Consider the following 25,749-nt stretch of genomic DNA (forward strand, 5'->3'; position numbering starts at 1 on the left):
GCTGACTCTCCGGATTAACTGGCGGTGACGGTGATTTCTGCAACCGCAGCAAACTCACCATTACCGGATACAACCGGAATGTTGACCTTGCCTGCAGCAACGCCGTTCACGGTGATGGTCATACCACTGACCGACACGGTGGCTTTTGTTTTATCCGAAGACACCGCACGGAAGCTCTTGTCGGTTGCCCCTTCCGGCTGGAAGGCCACGGTCAGCGTGGTGCTCTGCCCTTTCACTACGGAAGCACTGGCTGGCGTTACCGTCATGCCGGTGGCCGCCGTCACCGTGCTGCGATCTTCTGCCATCGACGGGCGTCCCACATTGGTGACCTTCACCGTGCGGGTAATCACTTCCTTCGCCGTCACCGCCTTACCGATACTGCTGACCCAGCCACGGAACACATCGACCGTGCCGTTCGGGAAGCGGATTTTATAGGCTCGGGTATCCCCTTCATTAAACCACGCCAGCAGCGCCTGCTGCCCCTGCTCTCCGGGCATCCACGCCAGCGTGAAGCTGGTATCTCCGGCTGATTTCTGCCCCTGCCCGGTCGCAGTCCAGTCCGCATCTTCATCATCGAGATAGCTGTCGTCATAGGACTCAGCGGTCAGTTCGCCGGGCGTCAGGTCTTTAACTTTAGCCAGACGCGACCAGTCAACGTCTGAAAGCGGGTTCGCATAAGGGTCACCGTTCCCCTTATAAACCCACAGTGTGGTCCCGGCCCCTTTCACCGGCATTGTTGGATTTGGTACAGGCATAGCGTCCTCACATTTCATAGGTAATGACATAAGTCAGATCGGCTGAACTCCACAGGCCCGCATCATCGTCGCGCCGGTAGTCATAGCCACTGGCCACCATACTGGTGATCAAATCTGACAGTGCCGGGATATCGCTTATCACCGGATAAATCCGGGACTCCATCCACGAATCCAGCTCTGAATCCGGCACCTGAGCAGGCAGGAAAACTTCAATATGCAGCTCCGCCTGCCAGGTATCGCTGTCCAGCTCTTCGCCCGTGTATTCAGCGCCGGTGAGATAAACGGCAATTGCCGGAAAATCTTCCTCATCAAAAACAGCGGGGCGACCATCAAAAAGCGTCGCCCCTGTATCATGCTTCTCCAGTGCATCCAGTACGGCTGCACGGAGTTCAGTATGTTTCATCGCTTTATTACCATTCTCAGTTGATGCTGCAGCGCATAGCCCAGCTCTTTCGGAAGACGCTCACGCCGTATCCGCTCAATATTCTGTTTAAACGCCGTGGTCAGTGGCACCGCCATCGGGATTTTCACCACATCAATGGGGTAACGGTTTTTCCCGGCCACACGCTGCATAACATGCCACCGGCCATTTTTCAGTTGCTGAATAAACGCGCCGGGAATACGACGGTTACCCACCACAAGCACGCTGCCGCCACCTTTCAGGGATGAACGCTGCCCCTTTTTACGACGCCTGCGGCGGGACAGGACAACCCGCGCATTCCCCAGCTTGATTACGGGCAAATCCCCCCGGTTAACCTTGATTCTGGCCTGCGGATTTTTAACCGTGGCCCTTTTCAGCCTGGCCCTTTCCTTTACCAGTTTCCGGCGTACCTTTGTCTCACGGGCAACCTGTGACGCAGACTGCGATATCGCGGATGAAGCAACGCGGTTAATGGCCATTGCTGACGCACCAGGCACCGCCGTTTTGCTGATACAACTGAGGTTTTCAACGGCCTGCTCAAGACCTTTTATGGCCATACATCCCCCTTTCAGCGGCGACGGTTAACGGCAGGCGGTACGCCCCGTCCAAGCCAGAGATGACAGCTTCCGCCATCATCCGGCGAAACCCGATCTACCCAGAAATTTTCCTCACCGATGGTCAGCGTGTCTCCACGCCGCAGCTGCCGCACCTCATCAGTCCGGACAAACAGGGACGGGCTGGAGCCTTCAACGCGCACGCCCTGTCCGGCATAGCTGATATTTTCAGGGTCATCAAAAACACCACGTATCACCGCACCTGACTGCTCACCGGATGTAATGGTGGCTGACGTTCCCATGTACCCGCGTATCGTTTCATCGGCGCGGGCAATGGCAGCATCGAACAGGTTATCGAAATCAGCCACAGCGCCTCCCGTTATTGCATTCTGGTCAGGCCACGTTCTGTCATTTCGGCTGCCACACCGGCAGAGACACGAAACGCCGTTCCCGGCAGCACAAATGCCACAGGTTCATCCCGCGTGGCGTGAAGTGCATCAGTATGCAGCGTCACCATTGCCATGACCGTGACCAGTTCAGCCGCATCCTGAATCATGGTGTCCGGCTGCGCTGATACCACCTCATTTTCATGCCCGGTCAGCGCATTTTCCTGGCTGAGAGGGGTGTCCTGACCGGCAGTGTCATCCGTGTCATCAAGCTCCTCTTCCAGCTCTGCCACACGGAGCACCAGTTCTTCTTTCGTCCCCGTCAGGCTGACATCACGGTTCAGTTGTTCACCCAGCGAGCGGAGACGGGCAATCAGTTCATCTTTCGTCATGGACTTCTCCACAGAGAGACAATGGCCCCGAAGGGCCATGATTACGCCAGTTGTACGGACACGAACTCATCAGGGTCAGCCAGCAGCATCAGCGGTGCTGACTGAATCATGGTGAACTCACGCGCCGGATCGCCGGTGGTCACCCAGTTTTTCGGGTAACGGGCAGAGGCGTTAATGCCTTCGCGCTGTGCGTCCGCATCCTGAATGCAGCCATAGGTGCGCAGACCGCGTGCCTGAGTGTTCCCCAGCACCATCGTGTTGTCCGGCAGGAAGTTCTTTTTGACGCCGTTTTCCACGTACTGTCCGGAATACACGACGATGGCCACATCGCCATACATCCCCTTATAGGACACCGCTTTACCCAGGTCTTTCACCGCTGTCTCCAGCTCGGAATGAGAGCCACGACGGGTATCCAGCTTCTCCTTGACGGCTTTGAAGGAACGGAACAGCGCCCAGCCTTTCGGATCAAACACGATGATATTCACCACACCGCTGGCGTTCAGCGCGTAGGCTTCGATATCGTCGGTCGGGTCATACGTGGACTTGTCACGCTTGCTCCACTCCGTGCCGCCGGACTGCGTGATGTTATTCGCCGCACTGCGGCCCATATCCACCTCAACCGGATCGAAGGCTTCACCGGTCATGGTGTATTTGCCTTTAAGCACGGCAGAAACTGCCTGCATCTCTTCGACCTGGGCAATGGCCAGCTCTTCATCACGCATGTTCTGCATGATGATGCGACGGCGACGGTAAGCCGGGTCCGCCAGATTCTGCGGATCTTCATCCGGCAGGCGACGCAGGGTCATCTGCGGATTCACTTCATGCTTGGGTTTGACATATCCCGGCGTAAATTCAGAGGTGGAGCCGCCACGGGAGCGGATAACCTCACCGGAAACAATCGGCGAAACGTACAGCGCCATGTTTACCAGTCCAGGAATTTGTGAGAGATAGACCTTCTCCGTGGTGAAGGGATAGCTCTCACGGAAAAAGAGACGCAGAAACAGCGGATCAAACTTAAATTTCTGCTCATTTGCCGCCAGCAGCTGGGCGGTTGTGTACATCGACATAAAAAAATCCCGTAAAAAAAGCCGCACAGGCGGCCTTTAGTGATGAAGGGTAAAGTTAAACGATGCTGATTGCCGTTCCGGCAAACGCGGTTCGTTTTTTCGTCTCGTCGCTGGCAGCCTCCGGCCAGAGCACATCCTCATAACGGAACGTGCCGGACTTGTAGAACGTCAGCGTGTTGCTGGTCTGGTCAGCAGCAACCGCCAGAATGCCAACGGCAGCACCGTCGGTGGTGCCATCCCATGCAACCAGCTTACGGGTGGAGGTGTCCAGCATCAGCGGGGTCATTGCAGGCGCTGTCGCACTCAATCCGCCGGGCGCGGTTGCGGTATGAGCCGGGTCACTGTTGCCCAGCGGCTGGTAATGGGTAAAGGTTTCTTTGCTCGTCATAAACATCCCTTACACTGGTGTGTTCAGCAAATCGTTAACGGCATCAGATGCCGGGTTACCTGCAGCCAGCGGTGCCGGTGCCCCCTGCATCAGACGATCCAGCGCAGTATCACTGCGCGCCTGTGCACTCTGTGGTGCTGCGGCCAGAATGCGGCGGGCCGTGTCCACGGTCATTCCGGGGGTTTCTGCCAGAACGCGCGCCTGTTCTTCGCGTCCGTGAGCCTCCTCACAGTTGAGGATCCCCATAATGCGGCTGTTTTCTGCCGCAACCGCTGCGGTGATCTGCGCGTTCACGTCCGGTTGCGCCGCGCTGGCGTTTTCGCCCTCCGTCGCTGGCACCACGTCAGTAACGTCAGCCTGCGAAGCAGTGGCTGAAACAGTTGTTGATTGAGTCTCTTTGGTCATTCGCCCTCCTGAGAGACGGGATTTACGTGCATCCAGTGCATCACGCATGACGGTGATCGCATCGGTGCTGTTAACAAGTTCATCAGCCAGTCCGGCATCAATGGCCTCCTGACCGCTGTACACTGCAGCCTCTGTATCCAGCACAGCCTGCACGGACAGGCCGGTATATGCCGACACCTTCTGCGCAAACATCTGGCGGGTTGCGTCCATCCGGGACTGCAGTGTCTCCCGGACGTCATCCGGAAGATGGCTGTAGGGGTTGCCATCCACCTTATGGCTGCCGCTGTAAATCAGCGTGATTTCCACGCCCTGTTTCTCCAGCGCAGCACCGTAATTACTGTGAGCCATCATGACGCCGATGGAGCCTGTCCGGGCGGTCTGCGTGACCAGACGCCGGGAGGCGGCGCTGGCAAGCAGCTGACCTGCACTGCAGTTCATGTCGTTGGCCAGCGCCCATACAGGTTTTATGTCACGCACACGGGCGATGATGTCAGCGCAGTCAAATGCCCCTGCCACCATTCCGCCGGGCGTGTCCATATCGAGCAGAATGCCGTCCACCATCGGGTCACTGGCAGCCTGTTGCAGACGGGCGATAATGCCGTTGTAACCGGTCATCCCCGAATAAGGCTGCAGCGCCCGCGTCCGGCTGACCAGCGTACCGGACACCGGCAGCACGGCGATGCCGTTCATGACCTGATAACTGCGGGCCTGTCGTGGTCCGTCACCATCACCGGCTAACGCCAGCGTCGCGGGTGCCTCTCCGGCAGTCAGGCTGTCGCCGGACACCGCATCCGTCAGGCGGCTGATCCCAAGCTGGCCTGCAAGCGCACAAAAGAAAACCCGCGAATAGGCGGGTTCAAGCATCAGCGGCTCATTAAAGGCCATGCTGGCAATATGCGGGAGATTACGCAGCACTGCTGTCACTCTTCTCCTCCTCTGTTGATTGTCGCAGCCCGGATTCAAATGCCGCAGCCGCCCAGGCGGGCGGTTTAAGACCAGCCGCGCGGCGCTCCATCGTTTCACGGACCTGCTGGGCAAAAATTTCCTGATAGTCGTCGCCGCGTTTTGCGCACTCTTTCTCGTAGGTGCTCAGTCCGGCTTCTATCAGCATCACCGCTTCCTGTACTTCTTTCAGACCATCGATGGCCATACGACCGGAGCCTATCCAGTCGCAGTTCCCCCAGGCACTGCGGGCTTCCTGAAAGCTGAAGCGCGCTTTTGAAGGTAACGTCACCACGCGGCGAACGATGGCCTCTTCCAGCCAGCACAGAAACATCTGGCTCGCCTGACGGGATGCGACGAATTTTCGCCGTCCCATAAAGTGCGCCCACGACTCGTTCGCGCTGGCCCGTGCCGTGGAGTAGCTCATCTGGGCGTAATTCCGGGAAAGCTGCTCATACGAGACACCCAGCCCGGCTGCGATATAGCGCAGCAGTGACTGCTCAAACACGGAGTAGCCGTTATCCGTGTCCTGAGCCGTCTGCAGGTTCAGTGAGTCACCCGGCATCAGGTGCGGCACTTTTGCGCCTCCAAGCCGGACCGGTGCTGCGGCGTAATACGCGGCAATTTCACCAATCCAGCCGGTCAGCCTTTCCCGCTGCTCCTGACTGTTCGCGCCCAGAATAAAATCCATCGCTGACTGCGTATCCAGCTCACTCTCGATGGTGGCGGCATACATCGCCTTCACAATGGCGCTCTGCAGCTGCGTGTTCTGCAGCGTGTCGAGCATCTTCATCTGCTCCATCACGCTGTAAAACACATTTGCACCGCGAGTCTGCCCGTCCTCCACGGGTTCAAAAACGTGAATGAACGAGGCGCGCCCGCCGGGTAACTCACGGGGTATCCATGTCCATTTCTGCGGCATCCAGCCAGGATACCCGTCCTCGCTGACGTAATATCCCAGCGCCGCGCCGCTGTCATTAATCTGCACACCGGCACGGCAGTTCCGGCTGTCGCCGGTATTGTTCGGATTGCTGATGCGCTTCGGGCTGACCATCCGGAACTGTGTCCGGAAAAGCCGCGACGAACTGGTATCCCAGGTGGCCTGAACGAACAGTTCACCGTTAAAGGCGTGCATGGCCACACCTTCCCGAATCATCATGGTAAACGTGCGTTTTCGCTCAACGTCAATGCAGCAGCAGTCATCCTCGGCAAACTCTTTCCATGCCGCTTCAACCTCGCGGGAAAAGGCACGGGCTTCTTCCTCCCCGATGCCCAGATAACGCCAGCTTGGGCGATGACTGAGCCGGAAAAAGGACCCGACGATATGATCCTGATGCAGCTGGATGGCGTTGGCAGCATAGCCGTTATTGCGTACCAGATCGTCTGCGCGGGCATTGCCACGGGTAAAGTTGGGCAGCAGGGCTGCATCCACACTTTCACTCGGTGGGTTCCACGCCCGCAACTGCCCTCCAAATCCGCTGCCACCGCCGTGATAACCGGCATATTCGCGCAGCGATGTCATGCCGTCCGGCCCCAGAAGGGTGGGAATGGTGGGCGTTTTCATACATAAAATCCTGCAGGTCCCCTGCGTCGCTGTGTCATGCCGGCCTGCACTTCCAGCTCTGCAATATATTTTTTCAGGTCAGACACGGAAGTGGCCGTAAACTCCACCCTTCGTCCGTCTTTCTGTACTGTTGCCACCCGTTTACCTGTCATCAGGTCATGCAGTGCCGCACGGGCAGCGGCAAGTTCTTCCTGTCGCGTCATTCATCCTCTCCGGATAAGGCACGGGCGTAATCTGCCAGTGTTTTCTTGTTGGTTGCTGCACCATCCTCTTCCTGCAGGCTCGCCAGCAGTGCACTGAGATCCAGCTGCCAGCGGGAAATACTGATGCGCAGCGCCGCCAGCGCATAAACGAAGCAGTCGAGCGCCTCATTGCGTCGCTTTTTGCTGTCCCACAGTATTTTTTTCCTGCCATCCACCCATTTTTCGACCTGCTCTTCAGCAGTCAGCTGCTGCGCTTCGGTCAGATCAAAAATATCCGGGTTATTCGGGAAGTGAACGGCACCGGGAAGCGGTTCATCCCCTTCCGGCGTCAGTGTGAAGCGGTTATAAATCTGCTCTTTCGCGGTATCCGTACCGATTTCGGTAAGGTAAACCCCGTTTTTGTTTCGCTTACGTGGCATGCTGGCCACTGGCTTTCCGTAGACGGATGCCCCTTTAATGGGGATCACCCGGAACAGCCCATGCTTTTTCGAGCGTTCATACACAATGGTCGGGTCAATCCCGCCAATATCCCAGCAGATACGGGATACCGACATTTCTGCACCATTCCGGCGGGTATAGGTTTTATTGATGGCCTCATCCACACGCAGCAGCGTCTGTTCATCATCGTGGCGGCCCATAATAATCTGCCGGTCAATCAGCCAGCTTTCCTCACCCGGCCCCCATCCCCATACGCGCATTTCGTAGCGGTCCAGCTGGGAGTCGATACCGGCGGTCAGGTAAGCCACACGGTCAGGAACGGGCGCTGAATAATGCTCTTTCCGCTCCGCCATCACCTCAGCATCCGGACGTTCGCCAATTTTCGCTTCCCATGTCTCACCGAGCGTGGTGTTCACGAAGGTTTTACGTTTTCCCGTATCCCCTTTCGTCTTCATCCAGTCTTTGACAATCTGCACCCAGGTGGTGAACGGGCTGTACGCCGTCCAGATGTGAAAGGTCACACTGTCCGGCGGCTCAATCTCTTCACCGGATGACGAAAACCAGAGAATGCCATCACGGGTCCAGATCCCGGTCTTTTCGCAGATATAACGGGCATCAGTAAAGTCCAGCTCCTGCTGGCGGATGACGCAGGCATTATGCTCGCAGAGATAAAACACGCTGGAGGGGTCATCCGGCGTCCATTTGAGGCCAAACGGCGTCTCTTTGTCGCCAAATTTAAGATACTGCTCCTCCCCGCAGTGCGGGCAGGCAACATGAAAACGCATAAAATGCGGGGATTCACTGGCTGCACGCTCAATCTGGCAGGTGCCTCTCACTTTGGGCGTGGAGCCACGGATGGACTTTGGCCAGACCGAGCCTTCAATACGTTTGTCGCCAAGGAACGTCGGAGAGCCTTCCTGTTCAATATCCTCATCAAAGGCAGCAAGTTCATCATAACCCGCCACATCCACCGACTTTTCACGGTAGTTTTTTGCCGCTTTACCGCCCAGGCACCAGAAGCCACGACCATTGGAAAAACGCTTCATAGTGAGCGTGTTATCCCGGTGCTTTTTGCCATACCACGGAGCCAGCGCCAGCAGCGACGGAATATCGCGGATGGTCGGCTCAACGTGGGTTTTCATAAAGTTCTCGGCATCACCATCCGTCGGCAACCAGATAAGGGTGTTGCGCTGCTTATGCTCTATAAAGTAGGCATAAACACCCAGCAGCATTTTGGAATAACCGACACGGGCAGACTTCACCACATTCACCTCACGGATGTAGTCGCTGCCCATCGCATTCATGATGGCCCGCTGAAAGGGCAGTGTTTCCCAGCGCCCTTCCTGGTATGCGGATTCTTTTGGGAGATAGTAATTGGCATCCGCCCATTCAACGGCGGTCTGTGGCTCCGGCCTGAACAGTGAGCGAAGCCCGGCGCGGACAAAATGCCGCAGCCTGTTAACCTGACTGTTCGATATATTCACTCAGCAACCCCGGTATCAGTTCATCCAGCGCGGCTGCTTTGTTCATGGCTTTGATGATATCCCGTTTCAGGAAATCAACATGTCGGTTTTCCAGTTCCGGAAAACGCCGCTGCACCGACAGGGGGATCCCGTCGAGAATACTGGCAATTTCACCTGCGATCCGCGACAGCACGAAAGTACAGAATGCGGTTTCCACCACTTCAGCGGAGTCTCTGGCATTTTTCAGCTCCTGTGCGTCGGCCTGCGCACGCGTAAGTCGATGGCGTTCGTACTCAATAGTCCCTGGCTGGAGATCTGTCTCGCTGGCCTGCCGCAGTTCTTCAACTTCCCGGCGCAGCTTTTCGTTCTCAATTTCAGCATCCCTTTCGGCATACCATTTTATGACGGCGGCAGAGTCATAAAGCACCTCATTACCCTTGCCACCGCCTCGCAGAACGGGCATTCCCTGTTCCTGCCAGTTCTGAATGGTACGGATACTCGCACCGAAAATGTCAGCCAGCTGCTTTTTGTTGACTTCCATTGTTCATTCCACGGACAAAAACAGAAAAAGGAAACGACAGAGGCCAAAAAGCTCGCTTTCAGCACCTGTCGTTTCCTTTCTTTTCAGAGGGTATTTTAAATAAAAACATTAAGTTATGACGAAGAAGAACGGAAACGCCTTAAACCGGAAAATTTTCATAAATAGCGAAAACCCGCGAGGTCGCCGCCCCGTAACCTGTCGGATCGCCGGAAAGGACCCGTTGGCCGTTCTGGTCTACTTCGTAATGGGATTTAATAGCTGAACGACAAAAGTCTTGCGACCACAGTCACACAGACCTGAATACACGTCCTGTTTCTTCCACCCCCGCACAGGACTGGCGAGCATGAGGGACACCCCCGCGAACCATAAACGCGGTAAAAACCCGGTGTGCATCGTTTTTGATTATTCCCGCACACTCACGCAGAAGGAATTCCCCGTCGGGCTACGGTCATGGTTAATGCGGGAATACGGCGACGATACAGCGCAGCTAAAAGGGTAATGGACAGATAGAGCGGTTTATTTCATTCCACAGGATTCTGAGTGCCCCCCCCTCCTCCAATAGGCTGAGCATCCACCTATATAGTTTTAATTTTCATCAATCCATTTAACTATCGTTTAATTGTTGTCACATAGGATTCTGCCGTTTTTAACAATGCAGGATAATAAGATGAAAAAAATGTTGTTTTCTGCCGCTCTGGCAATGCTTATTACAGGATGTGCTCAACAGACGTTTACTGTTGGAAACAAACCGACAGCAGTAACACCAAAGGAAACCATCACCCATCATTTCTTCGTTTCGGGAATTGGACAGGAGAAAACTGTTGATGCAGCCAAAATTTGTGGCGGCGCAGAAAATGTTGTTAAAACAGAAACCCAGCAAACATTCGTAAATGGATTTCTCGGTTTTATTACTTTAGGCATTTATACTCCGCTGGAAGCGCGTGTGTATTGCTCACAATAATTGCATGAGTTGCCCATCGATATGGGCAGCTCTATCTGCACTGCTCATTAATATACTTCTGGGTTCCTTCCAGTTGTTTTTGCATAGTGATCAGCCTCTCTCTGAGGGTGAAATAATCCCGTTCAGCGGTGTCTGCCAGTCGGGGGGAGGCTGCATTATCCACGCCGGAGGCGGTGGTGGCTTCACGCACTGACTGACAGACTGCTTTGATGTGCAACCGACGACGACCAGCGGCAACATCATCACGCAGAGCATCATTTTCAGCTTTCGCATCAGCTAACTCCTTCGTGTATTTTGCATCGAGCGCAGCAACATCACGCTGACGCATCTGCATGTCAGTAATTGCCGCGTTCGCCAGCTTCAGTTCTCTGGCATTTTTGTCGCGCTGGGCTTTGTAGGTAATGGCGTTATCACGGTAATGATTAACAGCCCATGACAGGCAGACGATGATGCAGATAACCAGAGCGGAGATAATCGCGGTTACTCTGTTCATTGCTGACCCCACAAACAGATTTCACGCTCAATCTCACGACGAGTCATGAGACCTTTCCATTGCTTACCGCCAGCATATGTCCAGCGACGTAGCTGATCACATGCGCCTTTGATATCGCCCTGGTTTATTTTGCGAAGAAGCGTCGATGTTCTGAAATTGCCAGCACCCACGTTGTAAACGAATGAGTAAAGAGCGCCGCGCGTTGTTTCCGGTATATCGACTTTGATGTACGGGTTAATTTGTCTGGCGACAGTGGCAAGGTCTTTATTCAAGAGTGCTTTGCATTCTGCTTTGGTATACGTTTTACCGAGCATGATGTCTTTTCCTGTATGCCCGTGACATACAGTCCATACACCAACAATATCTTTGTATGGTATGTAGCTGACACCCTCCAGACCATCGTTACCACTTGAGCCAGTGATTAACACTGATGCTATAGCAATTGCTCCGCCACCAATAGCAGCAGCAACGGCTTTTCGTAATGATGGAGGCATTATTCACCTCTCGCAGCCTTGCGCTTATCTTCTTTAATCTTGAAATAAAGGTTTGTCAGGTACGTCAGCAAGCCAAATACCAAGCTACCCAGCACACCTATTGCTGCCCACTGTGAGGGCGTGACTTTATCGAGCAGCTGTAAAAACCAGTAGCCAGCACTGCCTGCGGAGGTGCCGTAGGCAATGCCCGTTGTTAACTTATCCATGGATTTCATAGCCTCACCTCCGCAAATAACGGATGGTGTACACGGTTCGGAACGAAGAGGAAAGGTATAGAAGTTACATTAGCGTAAGGCTTGAACATCTATTCAAAAAGAAAAACGCCAGCGATTATTCTGGCGTAGCTGAAAGCATCATACAATTATCAAATACGAAAATTACAAAATCATTAAAACGCATCACGTTACATCATGTCTTTTTCTAAAAAAAATCTTGATGAATATTGATGGGGAGGAACACCAAAATATCTTCTGAAAACACTTACAAAATATGACGTATTTTCATAACCGCATATCTCAGCAACTTTTCCAACAGAATATAAATTGTAGCTTAATAACCTTTCCGCCATCACCATTCGCTCTTCAAGAATTAATTTACTAAATGATAAGCCTTCGTGCTTTAATTTTCTTTTTAACAGACTTTCACTCAGATACAGTCTTGAAGATATATCACAAAGTCTCCATGCTGCAGATATATCCGTGTGAATAATAGCCTTAACTTTACTTCCTAAACTATTAAGACATCCAAATAAAAAACTTTGCACTATTTTCTCTGAAGATAAGATAGCAAGACATGCAAGTGATATTTGATTTCTAACAAAATCCACAGTTCTGCCATCACAATTCAAGCATGCAATCAAGTTCTTTAACAATGAAAAATCTTCACATTCCACCATCAAGTATGCCGGATAAAACCTTCTTACAGAAAAAGGTGAGAGTGTGTTGCTTTTAAAGAAATCATTAACTGTTTTCTCTTCAACATCTACGATCATTACATGATCTATATTTGATGAAAAAAAATCTTTTAAATTGTAATCAATGAGAACAGCACTTCCTTTTTTAAACAAAATATCTTCTTTACCAATTCGGACATCAAACGAGTTCAACACCAAAATGATAGAACATATGTATGGCATATTATCCACCTGATATCATTGGGGTTACACCAGGTAAGTATAGGTGGAAAATCAATATTCGCCAGTTCAACAATAAGGAAAATCTCATTGCATCACAAGTATAAAATTATGTATTTAACTCACAAAGACAAATTATTAAACCAATCTGTTATATTATATATAGCTGCGTGGAATCATAATATTATATATTTTGACTGGCATGTTTACCAACTTTAAGTTGCATCTCAATGGTTTCTTCAGCGTAAACAGAGTTTTTATACAAACTGACACTCTGGGTATCATAGTGTAGTTTTTACGATTGTAAATATCCTGCATGCAGGAACTCATCCTTTTGGATGATATCGCATACAATTAATTTACCATCAGTCTTAGAGCCAGTTCGTCCGGATAGGGATCGAAGTAATTCTGTGTAAGCAAGTAATCATTAGGATACTCACCCAGATAATGCTTCAGCAGAGTCAACGGCGCAAGAAGAGGTAATGTGCCAGAACGATAGTTAAGTATAACCTCGCTCAACTCTTTACGCTGGCGTGTACTTAAGTAGTTACTAAAATACCCCTGTATATGCATCAGCACATTCGTGTGATTTTTACGTGATGCAGGTTTTCTGAGAATCGCCATCAGCTTATCACGATACACCTCAAAGTATGATTCAAGGTCCGCCCACTCGTGTATTGCAGCCACAAATGGTCCCATATCTTTATAGCCTGCCTGACTATGCGCCAACAACTGAAGCTTATAACGACTATGAAAAGCTAATAACTCTCTTCTTGATAATTTCTCCTTGTAAAGGTGATTGAGCTCATGTTAGACTGGCCCCCTGAATCTCCAGACAACCAATATCACTTATTTAAGTGATAGTCTTAATACTAGTTTTTAGACTAGTCATTGGAGAGCAGATGATTGATGTCTTAGGACCGGAGAAACGCAGACGGCGTACTACACAGGAAAAGATCGCTATTGTTCAGCAGAGTTTTGAACCGGGAATGACAGTCTCCCTTGTTGCCCGGCAACACGGTGTGGCAGCCAGCCAGTTATTTCTCTGGCGCAAGCAATACCAGGAGGGAAGTCTTACTGCTGTGGCCGCAGGAGAACAGGTCGTTCCTGCCTCTGAACTTGCTGCCGCCATGAAGCAGATTAAAGAACTCCAGCGCCTGCTCGGCAAAAAAACGATGGAAAATGAACTCCTTAAAGAAGCCGTTGAATACGGGCGTGCAAAAAAGTGGATAGCGCACGCGCCCTTATTGCCCGGGGATGGGGAGTAAGCTTAGTCAGCCGTTGTCTCCGGGTGTCGCGTGCGCAGTTGCACGTCATTCTCAGACGAACCGATGACTGGAAAGATGGTCGCCGCAGCCGTCACTCAGATGATACGGATGTGCTTCTCCGTATACACCATGTTATCGGAGAGCTGCCCACATATGGTTATCGTCGGGTATGGGCGCTGCTTCGCAGACAGGCCGAACTTGATGGTATGCCTGCGATCAATGCCAAACGTATTTACCGGATCATGCGCCAGAATGCTCTGTTGCTTGAGCGAAAACCCGCTGTAACGCCATCGAAACGGGCACATACCGGCAGAGTGGCTGTGAAAGAAAGTAATCAGCGATGGTGCTCTGACGGGTTCGAGTTGCGCTGTGATAACGGAGAAAAACTGCGAGTCACGATCGCGCTGGACTGCTGTAACCGTGAGGCACTGCACTGGGCGGTCACTACGGGCGGCTTCAACAGTGAAACAGTACAGGACGTCATGCTGGGAGCGGTGGAACGCCGTTTCGGCAACGAGCTTCCGGCGTCTCCAGTAGAGTGGCTGACGGATAATGGTTCATGCTACCGGGCTAATGAAACACGGCAGTTTGCCCGGATGTTGGGGCTTGAACCGAAGAACACGGCGGTGCGGAGTCCGGAGAGTAACGGCATAGCAGAGAGCTTCGTGAAAACGATAAAGCGTGACTACATCAGTGTCATGCCCAAACCAGACGGGTTAACGGCAGCAAAGAACCTTGCAGAGGCATTCGAGCATTATAACGAATGGCATCCGCATAGTGCACTGGGTTATCGCTCGCCACGGGAATATCTACGGCAGCAAGCCAGTAATGGGTTAAGTGATAACAGGTGTCTGGAAATATAGGGGCAAATCCACATGCAAAGCAAAAACTCTTTCAACAAAATTCTCACGAAGCACTGGATCATGTAATCGCCCATCCTCTTCAACCGGTAGCCAGGAAAACTTTTCCATCAAAGTGCTCGTAAATAGTCCCACTCCATCTTTACGACCTCGATTACCATTTTCATCATAGACACGCACGCGCTCCATGCCACAGCTGGGAGATTTAGCACAAACCACAAACCCCGATACATCCTTTAATTTGTCCATATAAGAACGACTAAACTCTGTCATTCTCTCTGTCACATCCTCATTCTGGTCGTGGCTGAAACACATCCGTATATTTCCTTGCGTCGAGCGCACAAGACGTAGAGCAGGACGCGGAACTGGCAGCCCTATAGCCATTTCCGGACATACTGGTCTGAATGTTACCCATTCCACTAATTTGTCCATTAAAAAGTCAGCTCTTTTGTGACCACCATCAAAACGAACAGCAGAACCGGCCAAACAACCGCTGATTCCAATCACAGGTTTTTTTATCATATCCTCCCCCTTGACTAATTCATTAACACATAAACTGTGTAGTGCACGGAATAAATTGCCTTTCTGGCGTCATCACTGACAATTTTTCTGTTATGGACTATTCCTAATATAGTATGAAAGTTCTTTAAGTGATCGGTCGTAATCATCTATCTTTCATACTTACTCTCAACTATCAAAAGTACAGGATTTATTATGAAGTTATGGCCTGTGTTGACTGGCATTGCGCTCTCTTTCACTCTTATAGCATGTAAGGCCCCGACACCACCTAAAGGTGTGCAGCCGATTACAAATTTTGACGCCAACCGCTACCTCGGAAAATGGTATGAAATAGCTCGCCTCGAGAACCGGTTCGAACGTGGTCTGGAACAGGTCAGCGCTACTTATGGAAAACGGAACGACGGAGGGATTCGTGTACTTAACCGTGGATACGATCCAACGAAAAATAAATGGAGCGAGAGCGAAGGTAAAGCATACTTTACTGGAGATACTAAAACTGCAGCGTTGAAGGTTTCGTTTTTTGGCCCCTTCTATGGTGGCTATAATGTAATCAAACTGGATGATGAGTATAAGTATGCTCTTGTCAGTGGTCCGAACAGAGAATACCTATGGATTCTGGCAAGGACCTCAACTATTCCAGATAAAGTAAAAGCAGACTATGTGCGAACCGCTCAAAAGTTGGGATTCAATGTCAATGAATTATTATGGGTTAAACAATAAAATCCCTACCCGAAATGATACTTATTAGAAAAAAACCAGCCTTTGGGGAGGCTGGCTAAATCAGGAAACAAGCTGTTATATGATAATAACTACGTTGCGATTCCAACATTTAAAATGTTAGACTAATGACAATCAGACAGCAACTTTTCCTTTAATTATTTCGAACAATCAGCATCCATCTCCAATCGGAGATCCAACACCATCAGCATACCCTCCACTACGCCCTCAGCTTTCTGGAGCATCCTGCCAACCCAACAATCAGATCGCCCATGCTTACGTGCAAGCGCCATAAAAGTCATGCCGCCGACATAATAGTCCACCAATAAATCATGCAAATCGCTGTTGTTCTTTTTCAGACGGGCCATGCACCCGCAAATGATCATCGCGTCATCGTCACAACATTGCGGGCGAGATTTTACTTTTGAAGGAATTAATCCCTTAAAACCGGCGGCAATGGACGACCAGGTCACATCTTCATGATTATTAGCCGCCCACGCTCCCCAACGCTCAAGAACCATCTGAATATCACGCATCAACTTACTCCACAAAAATCAGACCAGAACGCCAATTACAAGCAAAAATCAACAAAACAGTATTAGTTGATTGTTATCTCTGACTTCATACTCCTGCTCCTGTCAGGGTTTTGGCGTAATTCTTCAGTATTCGGTAATCGGTCAAAACAGAACCGGGGAAACGATATAAGCGCAGACGCCCCCAGCGGTGGCGAAGAAATTCTGCCATATTAAACTCAAACATCATTCATTCCCCATTTCGGTGATGGTCAGTTCCAGCCTCCCACCTTTGGTAACAGGCATCTTCACAACGCGGTAATCAACGACCAGCTCATCATCCAGCCAGAAACCTGCTTTAGTGAGTGCGTCAAAAGCGGCTTTTTGCAGATTATCCAGGTCACGGCGACGGCGATCCGGCATGTGACACTCAATGCGGATTTTCACTGGCATAGCCAGGCCGATATCCAGCATTGCGTTTTTAATGATTTGAGCGACGTTATCGCGGTATGCCTGTCCCTCTGCGCTGACGTGCGTGCGCCCGCGATTATGGCGGTAATAGCGATTATTGCTCGGAGGCCAGGGTAATGTGATGCTGTAGGTATTCACGCGTTAATAACCCCCTCTTTCAGCCAGATAACCTGTGTTCTCGCCATACCGTCCAGCGCGCATTCTTTTGCATATCCAGCGTCAACAAAATGCGTGCGACGGTCGATCTCATCGTGACAGGCAGAACATGCAATGGTGGCAATCAGGTCTGGCGGTTTGGTACCGGTGCCACACAATCCAGCCAGCCGGATATGTGCCAGTACAGACGTTTCAGGGTTGCCATTACATATGCCAGGGATTCTTACCTGGCATTCCCGACCACGCGCTGCTTTTCTCAAATCAGCCATGATTCCTCCTTGCTGCCAGTCGCAACCATTTTTTATCAACCAGGCTGGCGGTATACCCTAGCAGTGTTGGTATTTCGGATGGCTTCAGCTCAGGCTTACGCTTACGACGATTTGGTACTCTGTAGATGTGTCCGTTCATGACACGAATAAGCGGTGTAGCCATTACGCCTCCTGCTTGTCGCGGAGCTGCTGGAACTCGCAGCTCTGCGGAATAGTCAGGTGGCAGCCAATATTCATCGCCCAGGCTTCAACCTTACAGAGGAAGACATACATCTCTCCGGTATCAAGATCGGAGGTATGGCGTAACGACTGGATAGTGGTGATATCACCGGTTACGACATCAACCAGGTCTTTGGTTTCATAACCGAGATATGTGTGTTTGAGAGCATCTTTTACCCAAGCTGGAGTGGCGAACGTTTTACCCTTGCTGATGAGGTATTCACTGATTTCGCTGTACCACATGTGGCTGAGTGCATTCTGGGAAAGACTGCGTCTCTCGCGCCACGGTTTAAGCACCATGCGAAAGCATTTGCCGTCCTCCAGATAAGGCTGGATCTGCCGACCGATAGCGGTGAAGTTACCGCGATGCAATTTGATACCATCTTGTGGGAGGTTCACGCTTCACCTCCGCAGAGATCAAACGCTGGATGCAAAATATCGCAGGTGCATTTCTGCATCTGTGAAGGGAGAAGAGAGTTTGGATTGTATGTGCGCATAAACGTCCCCGTTTAGCGCAGAAGTCACCGGAGTTGTTCAAGCTCCAATGGCATGATTATGGCTGGTTGATTATTGGAAATCAAATGTGCTGAAAATTAGTCTGCCAAGTCTTCCTCAGTCGCAACTGGGTAATTCCAAATATCAAAAAAAGCTATAGCCTCCTGCCATTTGCTCCATAAGTTATCAAGTACTTGTGTAGGTTCCGTACTTTTAAAAACAGAATCAGCCGCATCACCGTTATGAACTTCCTCGTACAGTTCCATTATTAGCAGATTAACAAAGTACTGTTTCAACATTAATGCCTGATTACCTTCTTTCTGCTGGCTATCCTGCTTGATGAGCTCCATCGCCCGTACTAGGCACCTGATGATATCCGCTGCATCATTAACGCTCCATTCAGATCCGCGCTTATCTTTAGCTGATGAATTGGCTCTCTCAGCGCAAGCCTTTAAAGACTCATAAAGGTAAACTCTATTTTGTAGCTGCAGCGCTTTTTTTGACGTGCACCAACTTGCAAGCGCCGACCCCGCTGCGGCTAATGTGCCAAACGCAGAAATGCCTGCTGCTATTGCACTTAAGTCGGCACTGTCAAAGTTCCACATCATCGTTACACCTTATATAAACACCCCTCAGTAATATCCAATAAGGTATGTGAACAATCAATATAATTTATATCCGTATCGGCACATAGCGATTTTAATGCTACTGATAATGGTATCTTTTAGATTATATCGTCCAGTTCCAGTACCCGTATTTTATGAAATGGACTCGCACATTACCAAAAAAAATGCCAGCACTTCCGTCATCGCAGAATGCTGGCAGTATTTCTAACTAGTGACTTTATTGCAACAGATTCTGACGGAAATATGGTAACACACGACTCCACTTATCATCCTGCCACGGTTGGAATTTTACATGCGCCGTTTCTCTGGCAAGGATTTCTCGCGCCCTGTTGAGTATCCGAGGATATTCTTGTTCGATTGAAGTGAATCTACCTGCTTCGCGATGCTCTGCGACCTGAAGAAGGGGCGTAACGTTCTGGCAGGCGGTTAACATCGTATCACTTGCTCGCCATAACCAGGCGAGTGTGCAAAGTTCGTTATCAGTGAATTGTTTTGTGATTGGGGATTGTTGAACTTCTCGATCGAGAATATCCAGAACCCAGCGGCGGAATTCTTTGGCCACAGGAGTACGAGCAAACATGGCGATCAAATGGGCTCCGCGAAGGCTAAATACTCGAGACTCCTGCATTCCACGAGGGGTGGTCACTTTGACCACCCTTGTCATCATATCTGTGAATTCATCTGAGTGCCGAGAGTAAATGCGCTGAACTGCTTTATCGTCCGCATATTCCAGTGCTAAACCAACTTCAGTGGCAGTAAGCCAAATTCTGTTATTGTGGCAAATCGGGGTAAACGTCGTTTTGTGGAATGCTAATTGAGTAGTCATAGTATCACCTCATCAGGTTAACCATCACCACCAACGACGCCAATCGACTGGTGGTGAACTGTGTAAGGTTGGCGTAACCGGCTACTCAAACCCGGCGCTTCCGAAGAAGCCCTCACACAGCCCACCATAATTTGGGCATAGCCGTGCTTAGCGCACAAAAAAACCGCTTAACGCGGTATGCGTTGAGTAGTATCCCGGGACGCCAATCCCGTGTGCCGATTTTGCGGCAACGCACAGAATATAGCGCCGGATAAATCATGTCGTCAACCCCAGTAAATGGACACCATGATGATCACAGCCATAGCTGCTACAACAGTTACAACTACCTCAGGCCAAAACATAACGATTTCCATATCACCTTTAGCCGCCAGACGAATAGAGACTCCCAATTCTGGCTGTCGAAGTAAAACACCGAATGTAAAAAATCGTAGGTGCATTTCTGCATCTGTGAATGGAGATGAGAGTTTGGATTGTGTGTGCGCATAAACGTCCCCGTTTAGCGCAACCCCACCACCGGGTGTTCAGGCCGACAGTAACTATATTATTCCCTACTGATTTTTGAAAATCAAAGGTCTTTATACGTCACACGAGAGCAAATATTTCCGAAGAAGAAACCTTTCGCCTTGAAAGGATAAAGAGTTCATTTCATAAATTGAAATATTCAATAAGAATATTGCAAAAAATGAAATTATTTACTAGCGAGTCTATCTAACTGATAATTATGAAGATTGTAAGCGGTAGCAATCACCCGCATACACATTGAACAGGATTTAATACAAAACGTCTTAAATTGTCCGTAAGGAATAGCACGAATGACTCAAACTCCTCTATTACTTGCAATCATATTTTTATTGGTTGTTCTTGTTCTTTATATAGCTGCAATCAAACGCATCAAAAAAATACAATTAGAATTAAGTGATAGCAATCAAAAAAATGAAGAATACAAATCTCGCTTTGCAGATTATTTTAATGTAGAAGAAGAATGTAAGAAGCTTATTGAGAAAACAGAGCAAGAATGCTCCATAATAAAAGAAGAATCCCTAAAAGTAAAAGAAAATGCCAATAATGAACTAACAAACACCATTGAAAAAATGGATGGTATCAATAAACAAATCCAAGAGCTAAGAAGAACTTATAAAGAGAAGAAAGAAATATATGATAAACTAGTAAGGCAAATTTCTATTTATTCAGAAGATGTTGAGCTAGCCGAACTAGGATTTTACGAACCTCATTTTAATTTTGAAGATTCAGAGCAATTTAAAAACAAAATAAAATCCATCAGGGATGAACAGAAATTAATGCTGCGGGATAAAACCCACTCTGGCGCAGTATATTGTACAACCCAATGGACTGTTGAAGGCTCTCGAGCAGAGGGTAAAAAAATGACAGACAGAAATATCAGGCTAACTACTAGAGCATTTAATAATGAATGTGATGCTGCAATTAGCAATTGCACGTGGAAAAACATCACTAAAATGGAAGAACGCATCACAAAGGCATTTGAGGCCATAAATAAACTAAACGAGCAAAATCACATATATATAAACACTAAATACCTCAATAAAAAACTTGAGGAATTGTGGCTTACCCATGAATATCGTGAGCAAAAACAGAAAGAAAAAGAAGAACAGGCAGAAATAAGGGCACAAATGAGAGAGGAGGAGCGTGCACAACGAGAAATAGAAAAGGCCATGCAAGACGCAGAGGCAGAAGAGCGCCGTTATAAAAAAGCAATTGAAGCTGCAAGAAAGGAAATGGAAAAAGTTACTGGTGACATGAAGCAGCGCCTCGAAAATCGCATTGCCGAACTAGAACAGAGTTTGTCGCAGGCTGAATCAAAGCATCAAAGAGCATTATCCATGGCACAACAAACCAAACAAGGTCATGTTTATATTATTTCGAACATAGGTTCTTTTGGGGAGAATGTTTATAAAATAGGCATGACACGACGTCTTGATCCGCAAGACCGTGTAAATGAGCTCGGTGATGCATCTGTTCCTTTTATTTTTGATGTACATGCCATGATTTATTCGGAGGACGCTCCATCATTAGAAAAAAAACTACATGATGTCTTCGATAAAAAGAGAGTCAATCTTGTAAATCGTAGAAAAGAGTTTTTCTATGTTACTCTGGATGAGATCAAAGAAGCTGTTAAAAAACACTCTGATTCAGAAATTGAATTTATTGAGACAGCAGTCGCAAAAGACTTTAATGAGTCATTGGCTATTCGTAATCATGAAAATAAAAAAAGTGACAACAGCAACTCATCAATTATACCTGAGCGAAAAACCCCAGAGTTTGCAGATGCAATTTAATTAATTTGTAGTAGCAATAAAGCAGGCATCGTTGAGAATATTTTGTCAGCGATGCTTACTTCTCTAACAAAAACGGTGATTACCAACGAACTAACGGACTTCAGGTAATCATAAGACAAATGGAACGACTCTCCGGTGATTAGATCCCTGCAATAACAGTAATTTTCTACTAACTGAAAAATCTTTAACTGCCGCTCCTATTTCTAAGCTGACTGCTGATTACATGGTGTGTTACCGATGAAAACCGTCACAGCAAGTTTAAGTTCATATCTCCATACACCGCCAACACCCGCTTCATCGCGGCACTCTGGCGACACTCCTTAAAAATCAGGTTCGTGCCCACCTTCCCTTCCCGTTCTTCCCTGGTAGCGAACCGGTAATACACCGTTCGCCAGACCTTACCATCAATGACTAAGATTCCTGCCCGCGCCATTTTAGCCGCAGCCTGATTTATGCTGGTTACTGTTGCGCCTGTTACCGCAGCAACGTCCGGCGCACAGAAGCTCTTATACATCCCCAGGTAATGAATAATTGCCTCTTTGCCCGTCATACACTTGCTCCTTTCAGTCCGAACTTAGCTTTGATTTCTGCGATCTTCGCCAAAGCCTGTGCACGGTTTAGAGGTCTACCGCCCATGACAGGAAGTTGTTTTACTGGTTCAGGTATCGCCTCACCACGGTTAATTCGCGCGGTCATACAGGTCAGCTCATCGGCAGCTTTACGCCGTAATTCCGCGTCAGTCAGCGCATTGGCCCGCATGTTCTGGTACAGGTTGGTAACCAACCAGTAGTGCGCGTTTGATTTCCATGGATAAGACTCTGCGTCCGGATACAGGCCACGCTTCCGGCAATACTCGTAAACCATATCAACCAGCTCGCTGGCGTTTGGCAGCCCGGCGGTAACGGATGCTTCTTCCCGGCACCAGGCGACAAACTGCCCGGGTGATGGCAGGAATGGTCGATTCTGCCGACGGGCTACGCGCATTCCAGCGTTAACCTGTTCCATTGTGGTGATCCCGTTTTCCCGAAAAGCCAGCACCCACTGGCGGCGGATTTCGTTCAGTTCATTCTGGTCACGGTTAGCCAGGCTCGCCGGGAAAGTTGCCAGTAACTGGCTGAACACACCGTTGATGATTTGCGCTACCTGCTGTACCTGCGGCTTTTCGTCGTACTGTTCCGGCATGTTGTTGGCGATCCGACGCATCTGCTCACGGTCAAAGTTAACCATCTGTGCGGCGATGTTTTTCATAAATCCACCCCGTAAATCCAGTCAGTGTTTGTCAGGTCGAGTTTTGGTTTGCTGGCTATCATGCCTGCCTGTTGCTTGTTACGGTTGATTTCGAGTTGGGTCCACTTGTCGCGGAGTTTGGCCGGACTTAGCACGTTACCGGACCAGAAGTTGTCCTGGCATGCCCAGCGGAACAGCACGCACATGTCGCGGTGGTTACGTCCGTCACGTTCACGCATCAGGCGGATATCGTTAGCCCACCCTGCAAAATTCGGTTTTCTGGCTGATGGTGCGATGGTCTTCACCATGTCAAACATCCACTCTGCGGCGGTCAGGTCTTCTGCTGTCCCCCACTTGCTGCCGCTCTGAATTGCAGCATCTGGTTTCACCACAGGAAGATCGTTTTCTGGTTGGTCAGAGGATTCGCCAGAATTCTCGGACGAAAAAGGTTTTATATTGTCTTTTGTTAGTTTGTCTTTTGTGTTTACCTGATTCGGGTAAACGCCTTTACCTGATTTGGGTAAACTTTTCTTACCTGATTCAGGTAAATTTACCTCTTTCAGGTAAACTTTATTTTTCTTACCTGATTCGGGTAATGTTGACCATTCACTGACCACATTATTAATACCGATATTCCGCCCGCTCTGAATCAAAATCCCACGCTTTACCAGAACACTTTTTGCAGCAGAACACTTGTGCGGCAATATCCCGGTCAATCCGGACAGTTGCTCGTTGCTCACCCAATCCAGTTTTTTATTAAAGCCATATGTTTTGCGCATGACAGCCAGGAAGACCAGAAGCTGGTGCTGTGTTAATCCGGCCAGCATCACAGCTTCCAGCAACTCATTTGCAATGCGCGTATAACCATCATCGAGATCTGCCACGCGCGGCTCCTTTTGTGCCGCATCCGGCACTGGAAAATTGAATATCTCAGCAGTGTTTGCCATAATTCCTCCCGCAATGAGTGTGTTACGATTTGCACCTGAAAGTCGGTTCTGTTCCAGCAGACCGGCTTTCGCCATTTCTGAACCTGTCATATCGCCCCCAGCATGGTAGTAACCATCGCCATCAATGGACCAGCCAGATCTGGGTCCACACGAAACATCGATACAATACCTTCACTAATTTCCTTCAGTTTCTGGTGGCGTGGTGCGTTGAGAATGACAGCCTGTTTTGCCTCACTGAGTTCCTTTTCCATTTCAGCCAACCTAGCCATGAAGCTATCCTGCTCAACCAGGTAACCGCGATATTCCAGCGGTAGTACCGCCAGAATTGCCGGGGTCAGTTCACGCACGTTATTTCGGTATTTTTCAGAATCGAATTTGTTATCGAGGAAGCGGAACAGCTTCTGGCGTGCACGGCTGACATCATCAGGGAAATCGATGGTGCCGCCGCCCTGCTCCCGATACTCATTCACAATGAGTGTGGCAACGACATCCTGATTATCTACAGCCGACCAGGCGCGGACGGCATCACGGATTTTTTCGTGGCCTGGCACCTGTTTTGTTTGAGAACGATTTATCACCGCAGTCGGGCTAAATCCGCTAGTCTGTTGGTATGTAAGTGGTTGCATAATTGACTCCTTTAGTTTGAATTGACTGTTAAGTTGATTGCTTATTGTTAAAGAGCGTGAAATGGAAATTTAAGCTGCGTTCTTTTCGGTGTGTGGAAACAACTTCGGAAGATCCGGGCGAATCTGGTATGCCTTCACTACTCCACCAGTAGCCGTAACAATGCTGCCGACATGTTCAGGGGATACCTTTGCTTTGTTGTGAAGCCACTTATAGACGGCCTGCTGTGAAACTTCGCAGGCAGCGCCCAGTTTCTTTTGTGAGCCAACGATATTGATCGCTGTTTTGATAGCTGGGTTCATAACAACCTCCGTGGTTAATTTGAATCAAGATTAAAACTATGGTTGTTTTTAGTCAACAACCATTTTCGTTTGATGGAATAAAACCTTGGTTGTACATTTGGACTATGAAAACAACACTCTCAGAAAGACTTAAAGAAGCTAGATTAGCGCGAGGCCTTACACAAAAGGCGCTTGGGGATTTGGTCGGGGTTAGCCAAGCTGCTATTCAGAAAATCGAAACAGGGAAAGCTAACCAAACAACTAAAATCGTGGAGATCGCGAACGCTTTGGGTGTGCGCGCAGAATGGTTATCTTCTGGCGTTGGAAATATGTCAGACAGTACAGTGCAACCAATACAATCAACTGTCAGCCATTCCAAATACTTTAAGATTGACGTTCTTGATATAGAAGTGAGTGCCGGGCCGGGAGTCATCAACCGTGAGTTTGTAGAAGTTCTACGCTCGGTTGAGTACTCGTTTGACGATGCTCGTCACATGTTCGATGGTAGGAAGGCAGAAAATATCCGCATCATTAACGTACGCGGTGACAGCATGTCAGGAACGATCGAACCAGGTGATCTTCTGTTCGTTGATATCACGGTTAAATCTTTCGACGGTGATGGTATCTATGCGTTTCTGTACGACGACACAGCCCATGTAAAGCGCCTGCAAATGATGAAGGATAAGCTACTTGTTATCTCTGATAACAAGAGCTACTCGCCGTGGGACCCAATTGAGAAAGACGAGATGAACCGGGTATTCATCTTCGGTAAGGTTATTGGGAGCATGCCGCAGACATACAGGAAGCATGGGTAACTA

General features: G+C 49.3%; 35 protein-coding genes and 2 pseudogenes. 5 read left to right on the plus strand and 32 right to left on the minus strand.

Annotation, left to right across the window (positions count from 1 at the left end; translation table 11 throughout):
* Positions 1-14: 14 nt before the first annotated feature.
* From LG381_RS17225 to LG381_RS17280, 12 genes are read right to left on the minus strand one after another with little or no spacing between them, the layout of a single operon-like run.
* Entirely contained in the window at positions 15-755 is a 741-nt protein-coding gene (locus LG381_RS17225; RefSeq protein WP_097762128.1) for a phage tail protein, read from the minus strand.
* 7 nt (positions 756-762) lie between these two features.
* A complete protein-coding gene (locus LG381_RS17230) occupies positions 763-1,158 on the minus strand; it encodes a phage minor tail U family protein (RefSeq protein WP_225762690.1) in 396 nt (131 codons plus the stop codon).
* The gene (locus LG381_RS17235) at positions 1,155-1,733 is read right to left on the minus strand and encodes a phage tail protein (RefSeq protein WP_105286048.1); all 579 of its coding nucleotides are present in this window, start codon (positions 1,731-1,733) and stop codon (positions 1,155-1,157) included. Before LG381_RS17235 ends, LG381_RS17230 begins: the two co-directional genes overlap by 4 nt.
* Positions 1,734-1,744: 11 nt before the next feature.
* On the minus strand, positions 1,745-2,098 hold the full coding sequence (locus LG381_RS17240) for a head-tail joining protein (protein ID WP_000752979.1): 354 nt from the start codon (positions 2,096-2,098) through the stop codon (positions 1,745-1,747).
* An 11-nt stretch (positions 2,099-2,109) separates the two neighbouring features.
* Positions 2,110-2,508, minus strand: a complete 399-nt coding sequence (locus LG381_RS17245; RefSeq protein ID WP_225762691.1) for a DNA-packaging protein FI — start codon at positions 2,506-2,508, stop codon at positions 2,110-2,112.
* 41 nt (positions 2,509-2,549) lie between these two features.
* A complete protein-coding gene (locus LG381_RS17250; protein ID WP_000063252.1) occupies positions 2,550-3,575 on the minus strand; it encodes a major capsid protein in 1,026 nt (341 codons plus the stop codon).
* A gap of 55 nt (positions 3,576-3,630) precedes the next feature.
* Positions 3,631-3,963, minus strand: a complete 333-nt coding sequence (locus LG381_RS17255; protein ID WP_021544893.1) for a head decoration protein — start codon at positions 3,961-3,963, stop codon at positions 3,631-3,633.
* 9 nt (positions 3,964-3,972) lie between these two features.
* A complete protein-coding gene (locus tag LG381_RS17260) occupies positions 3,973-5,292 on the minus strand; it encodes a S49 family peptidase (RefSeq protein ID WP_167824378.1) in 1,320 nt (439 codons plus the stop codon).
* On the minus strand, positions 5,273-6,874 hold the full coding sequence (locus tag LG381_RS17265; protein WP_225762692.1) for a phage portal protein: 1,602 nt from the start codon (positions 6,872-6,874) through the stop codon (positions 5,273-5,275). The genes LG381_RS17260 and LG381_RS17265 overlap by 20 nt, the downstream gene beginning before the upstream one ends.
* A complete protein-coding gene (locus LG381_RS17270; protein ID WP_069916482.1) occupies positions 6,871-7,077 on the minus strand; it encodes a phage head-tail joining protein in 207 nt (68 codons plus the stop codon). The genes LG381_RS17265 and LG381_RS17270 overlap by 4 nt, the downstream gene beginning before the upstream one ends.
* Positions 7,074-8,999, minus strand: coding sequence for a phage terminase large subunit family protein (locus LG381_RS17275; RefSeq protein ID WP_001519677.1), 1,926 nt, complete (start codon positions 8,997-8,999; stop codon positions 7,074-7,076). Before LG381_RS17275 ends, LG381_RS17270 begins: the two co-directional genes overlap by 4 nt.
* The gene (locus LG381_RS17280) at positions 8,974-9,519 is read right to left on the minus strand and encodes a DNA-packaging protein (protein WP_000453587.1); all 546 of its coding nucleotides are present in this window, start codon (positions 9,517-9,519) and stop codon (positions 8,974-8,976) included. Before LG381_RS17280 ends, LG381_RS17275 begins: the two co-directional genes overlap by 26 nt.
* Positions 9,520-10,186: 667 nt before the next feature.
* Here LG381_RS17280 and iss point away from each other — a divergent pair.
* Entirely contained in the window at positions 10,187-10,480 is a 294-nt protein-coding gene (gene iss, locus LG381_RS17285; protein ID WP_000738421.1) for an increased serum survival lipoprotein Iss, read from the plus strand.
* Between the two features lie 90 nt (positions 10,481-10,570).
* On the opposite strand, the gene rzoD is transcribed toward iss, so the two are convergent.
* From rzoD to LG381_RS17320, 5 genes and pseudogenes are all read right to left on the minus strand, one after another.
* On the minus strand, positions 10,571-10,753 hold the full coding sequence (gene rzoD, locus LG381_RS17295; RefSeq protein WP_001228695.1) for a prophage lysis lipoprotein RzoD: 183 nt from the start codon (positions 10,751-10,753) through the stop codon (positions 10,571-10,573).
* Between the two features lie 216 nt (positions 10,754-10,969).
* Positions 10,970-11,467 carry a lysozyme RrrD gene (gene rrrD, locus LG381_RS17305; RefSeq protein ID WP_001135296.1) on the minus strand — a complete coding sequence of 166 codons (498 nt, stop codon included), beginning with the start codon at positions 11,465-11,467 and terminating at the stop codon, positions 10,970-10,972.
* Positions 11,467-11,682: a phage lysis protein EssD gene (gene essD / locus LG381_RS17310; RefSeq protein WP_000839582.1), complete on the minus strand. Its 216-nt coding sequence runs from the start codon at positions 11,680-11,682 to the stop codon at positions 11,467-11,469. Before essD ends, rrrD begins: the two co-directional genes overlap by 1 nt.
* A gap of 188 nt (positions 11,683-11,870) precedes the next feature.
* Positions 11,871-12,602, minus strand: a complete 732-nt coding sequence (locus LG381_RS17315) for a helix-turn-helix domain-containing protein (RefSeq protein WP_001146308.1) — start codon at positions 12,600-12,602, stop codon at positions 11,871-11,873.
* Between the two features lie 351 nt (positions 12,603-12,953).
* A pseudogene (locus LG381_RS17320) lies at positions 12,954-13,409 on the minus strand (YbgA family protein); the annotation flags it as partial.
* Positions 13,410-13,501: 92 nt separating this feature from the next.
* On the opposite strand from LG381_RS17320, the gene LG381_RS17325 reads away from it, so the two are divergent.
* Positions 13,502-14,730, plus strand: a protein-coding gene (locus LG381_RS17325; RefSeq protein ID WP_225762693.1) for an IS3 family transposase whose coding sequence is annotated in 2 segments (ribosomal slippage) — positions 13,502-13,817 and positions 13,817-14,730 — 1,230 coding nt in all. Because the reading frame shifts where the segments join, the coding sequence is not laid out codon by codon here.
* A gap of 12 nt (positions 14,731-14,742) precedes the next feature.
* On the opposite strand, the pseudogene LG381_RS17330 reads toward LG381_RS17325, so the two are convergent.
* Positions 14,743-15,249 (minus strand): annotated as a pseudogene (locus tag LG381_RS17330) (DUF523 domain-containing protein); the annotation flags it as partial.
* Positions 15,250-15,441: 192 nt separating this feature from the next.
* Between LG381_RS17330 and LG381_RS17335 the strand changes: the two are divergent.
* Complete coding sequence (locus LG381_RS17335) at positions 15,442-15,966, plus strand: lipocalin family protein (protein ID WP_000780582.1); 525 nt, start codon at positions 15,442-15,444, stop codon at positions 15,964-15,966.
* A gap of 155 nt (positions 15,967-16,121) precedes the next feature.
* Here LG381_RS17335 and LG381_RS17340 read toward each other — a convergent pair whose 3' ends face one another.
* The 9 genes from LG381_RS17340 to LG381_RS17380 form a co-directional block, all read right to left on the minus strand.
* Entirely contained in the window at positions 16,122-16,499 is a 378-nt protein-coding gene (locus LG381_RS17340) for an antiterminator Q family protein (protein ID WP_001204777.1), read from the minus strand.
* A gap of 85 nt (positions 16,500-16,584) precedes the next feature.
* Positions 16,585-16,725 carry a YlcG family protein gene (locus LG381_RS17345; RefSeq protein ID WP_032139865.1) on the minus strand — a complete coding sequence of 47 codons (141 nt, stop codon included), beginning with the start codon at positions 16,723-16,725 and terminating at the stop codon, positions 16,585-16,587.
* Positions 16,722-17,084, minus strand: coding sequence for a crossover junction endodeoxyribonuclease RusA (gene rusA / locus LG381_RS17350; RefSeq protein ID WP_225762694.1), 363 nt, complete (start codon positions 17,082-17,084; stop codon positions 16,722-16,724). Before rusA ends, LG381_RS17345 begins: the two co-directional genes overlap by 4 nt.
* A complete protein-coding gene (locus LG381_RS17355; RefSeq protein WP_113409899.1) occupies positions 17,081-17,371 on the minus strand; it encodes a DUF1364 domain-containing protein in 291 nt (96 codons plus the stop codon). The genes rusA and LG381_RS17355 overlap by 4 nt, the downstream gene beginning before the upstream one ends.
* Positions 17,364-17,534 carry a NinE family protein gene (locus tag LG381_RS17360; RefSeq protein ID WP_000224914.1) on the minus strand — a complete coding sequence of 57 codons (171 nt, stop codon included), beginning with the start codon at positions 17,532-17,534 and terminating at the stop codon, positions 17,364-17,366. The genes LG381_RS17355 and LG381_RS17360 overlap by 8 nt, the downstream gene beginning before the upstream one ends.
* Entirely contained in the window at positions 17,534-17,989 is a 456-nt protein-coding gene (ybcN, locus tag LG381_RS17365) for a DNA base-flipping protein YbcN (protein ID WP_001053027.1), read from the minus strand. The genes LG381_RS17360 and ybcN overlap by 1 nt, the downstream gene beginning before the upstream one ends.
* On the minus strand, positions 17,986-18,087 hold the full coding sequence (locus LG381_RS17370) for a hypothetical protein (protein WP_072841938.1): 102 nt from the start codon (positions 18,085-18,087) through the stop codon (positions 17,986-17,988). The genes ybcN and LG381_RS17370 overlap by 4 nt, the downstream gene beginning before the upstream one ends.
* Positions 18,088-18,183: 96 nt before the next feature.
* Positions 18,184-18,693 (minus strand): hypothetical protein, encoded by a 510-nt coding sequence (locus LG381_RS17375; RefSeq protein WP_000990010.1) that lies wholly within the window; start codon positions 18,691-18,693, stop codon positions 18,184-18,186.
* Between the two features lie 235 nt (positions 18,694-18,928).
* Positions 18,929-19,537, minus strand: a complete 609-nt coding sequence (locus LG381_RS17380) for a P22AR C-terminal domain-containing protein (protein ID WP_000211451.1) — start codon at positions 19,535-19,537, stop codon at positions 18,929-18,931.
* A gap of 812 nt (positions 19,538-20,349) precedes the next feature.
* On the opposite strand from LG381_RS17380, the gene LG381_RS17385 reads away from it, so the two are divergent.
* Positions 20,350-21,852, plus strand: coding sequence for a DUF4041 domain-containing protein (locus tag LG381_RS17385; protein ID WP_000195116.1), 1,503 nt, complete (start codon positions 20,350-20,352; stop codon positions 21,850-21,852).
* A gap of 247 nt (positions 21,853-22,099) precedes the next feature.
* Here the strand turns inward: LG381_RS17385 and LG381_RS17390 are convergent, their stop codons facing one another.
* The 5 genes from LG381_RS17390 to LG381_RS17410 all read right to left on the minus strand — a co-directional run bounded on the left by LG381_RS17390 (position 22,100) and on the right by LG381_RS17410 (position 24,952).
* A complete protein-coding gene (locus LG381_RS17390; RefSeq protein ID WP_001473963.1) occupies positions 22,100-22,402 on the minus strand; it encodes a hypothetical protein in 303 nt (100 codons plus the stop codon).
* Positions 22,399-23,100: a replication protein P gene (locus LG381_RS17395; RefSeq protein ID WP_000788891.1), complete on the minus strand. Its 702-nt coding sequence runs from the start codon at positions 23,098-23,100 to the stop codon at positions 22,399-22,401. Before LG381_RS17395 ends, LG381_RS17390 begins: the two co-directional genes overlap by 4 nt.
* Positions 23,097-24,116 carry a replication protein gene (locus LG381_RS17400; RefSeq protein WP_000147901.1) on the minus strand — a complete coding sequence of 340 codons (1,020 nt, stop codon included), beginning with the start codon at positions 24,114-24,116 and terminating at the stop codon, positions 23,097-23,099. The genes LG381_RS17395 and LG381_RS17400 overlap by 4 nt, the downstream gene beginning before the upstream one ends.
* Positions 24,113-24,652 carry a toxin YdaT domain-containing protein gene (locus tag LG381_RS17405; protein ID WP_001182903.1) on the minus strand — a complete coding sequence of 180 codons (540 nt, stop codon included), beginning with the start codon at positions 24,650-24,652 and terminating at the stop codon, positions 24,113-24,115. Before LG381_RS17405 ends, LG381_RS17400 begins: the two co-directional genes overlap by 4 nt.
* Positions 24,653-24,721: 69 nt before the next feature.
* A complete protein-coding gene (locus LG381_RS17410) occupies positions 24,722-24,952 on the minus strand; it encodes a helix-turn-helix domain-containing protein (protein WP_001067458.1) in 231 nt (76 codons plus the stop codon).
* Between the two features lie 104 nt (positions 24,953-25,056).
* Here LG381_RS17410 and LG381_RS17415 point away from each other — a divergent pair, with 104 nt between their 5' ends.
* Positions 25,057-25,746 (plus strand): helix-turn-helix transcriptional regulator, encoded by a 690-nt coding sequence (locus LG381_RS17415; protein ID WP_000858975.1) that lies wholly within the window; start codon positions 25,057-25,059, stop codon positions 25,744-25,746.
* The last annotated feature ends 3 nt before the right edge of the window (positions 25,747-25,749 follow it).

This window comes from Escherichia sp. Marseille-Q3837, from assembly GCF_916618735.1.
Lineage (GTDB): Bacteria > Pseudomonadota > Gammaproteobacteria > Enterobacterales > Enterobacteriaceae > Escherichia > Escherichia ruysiae.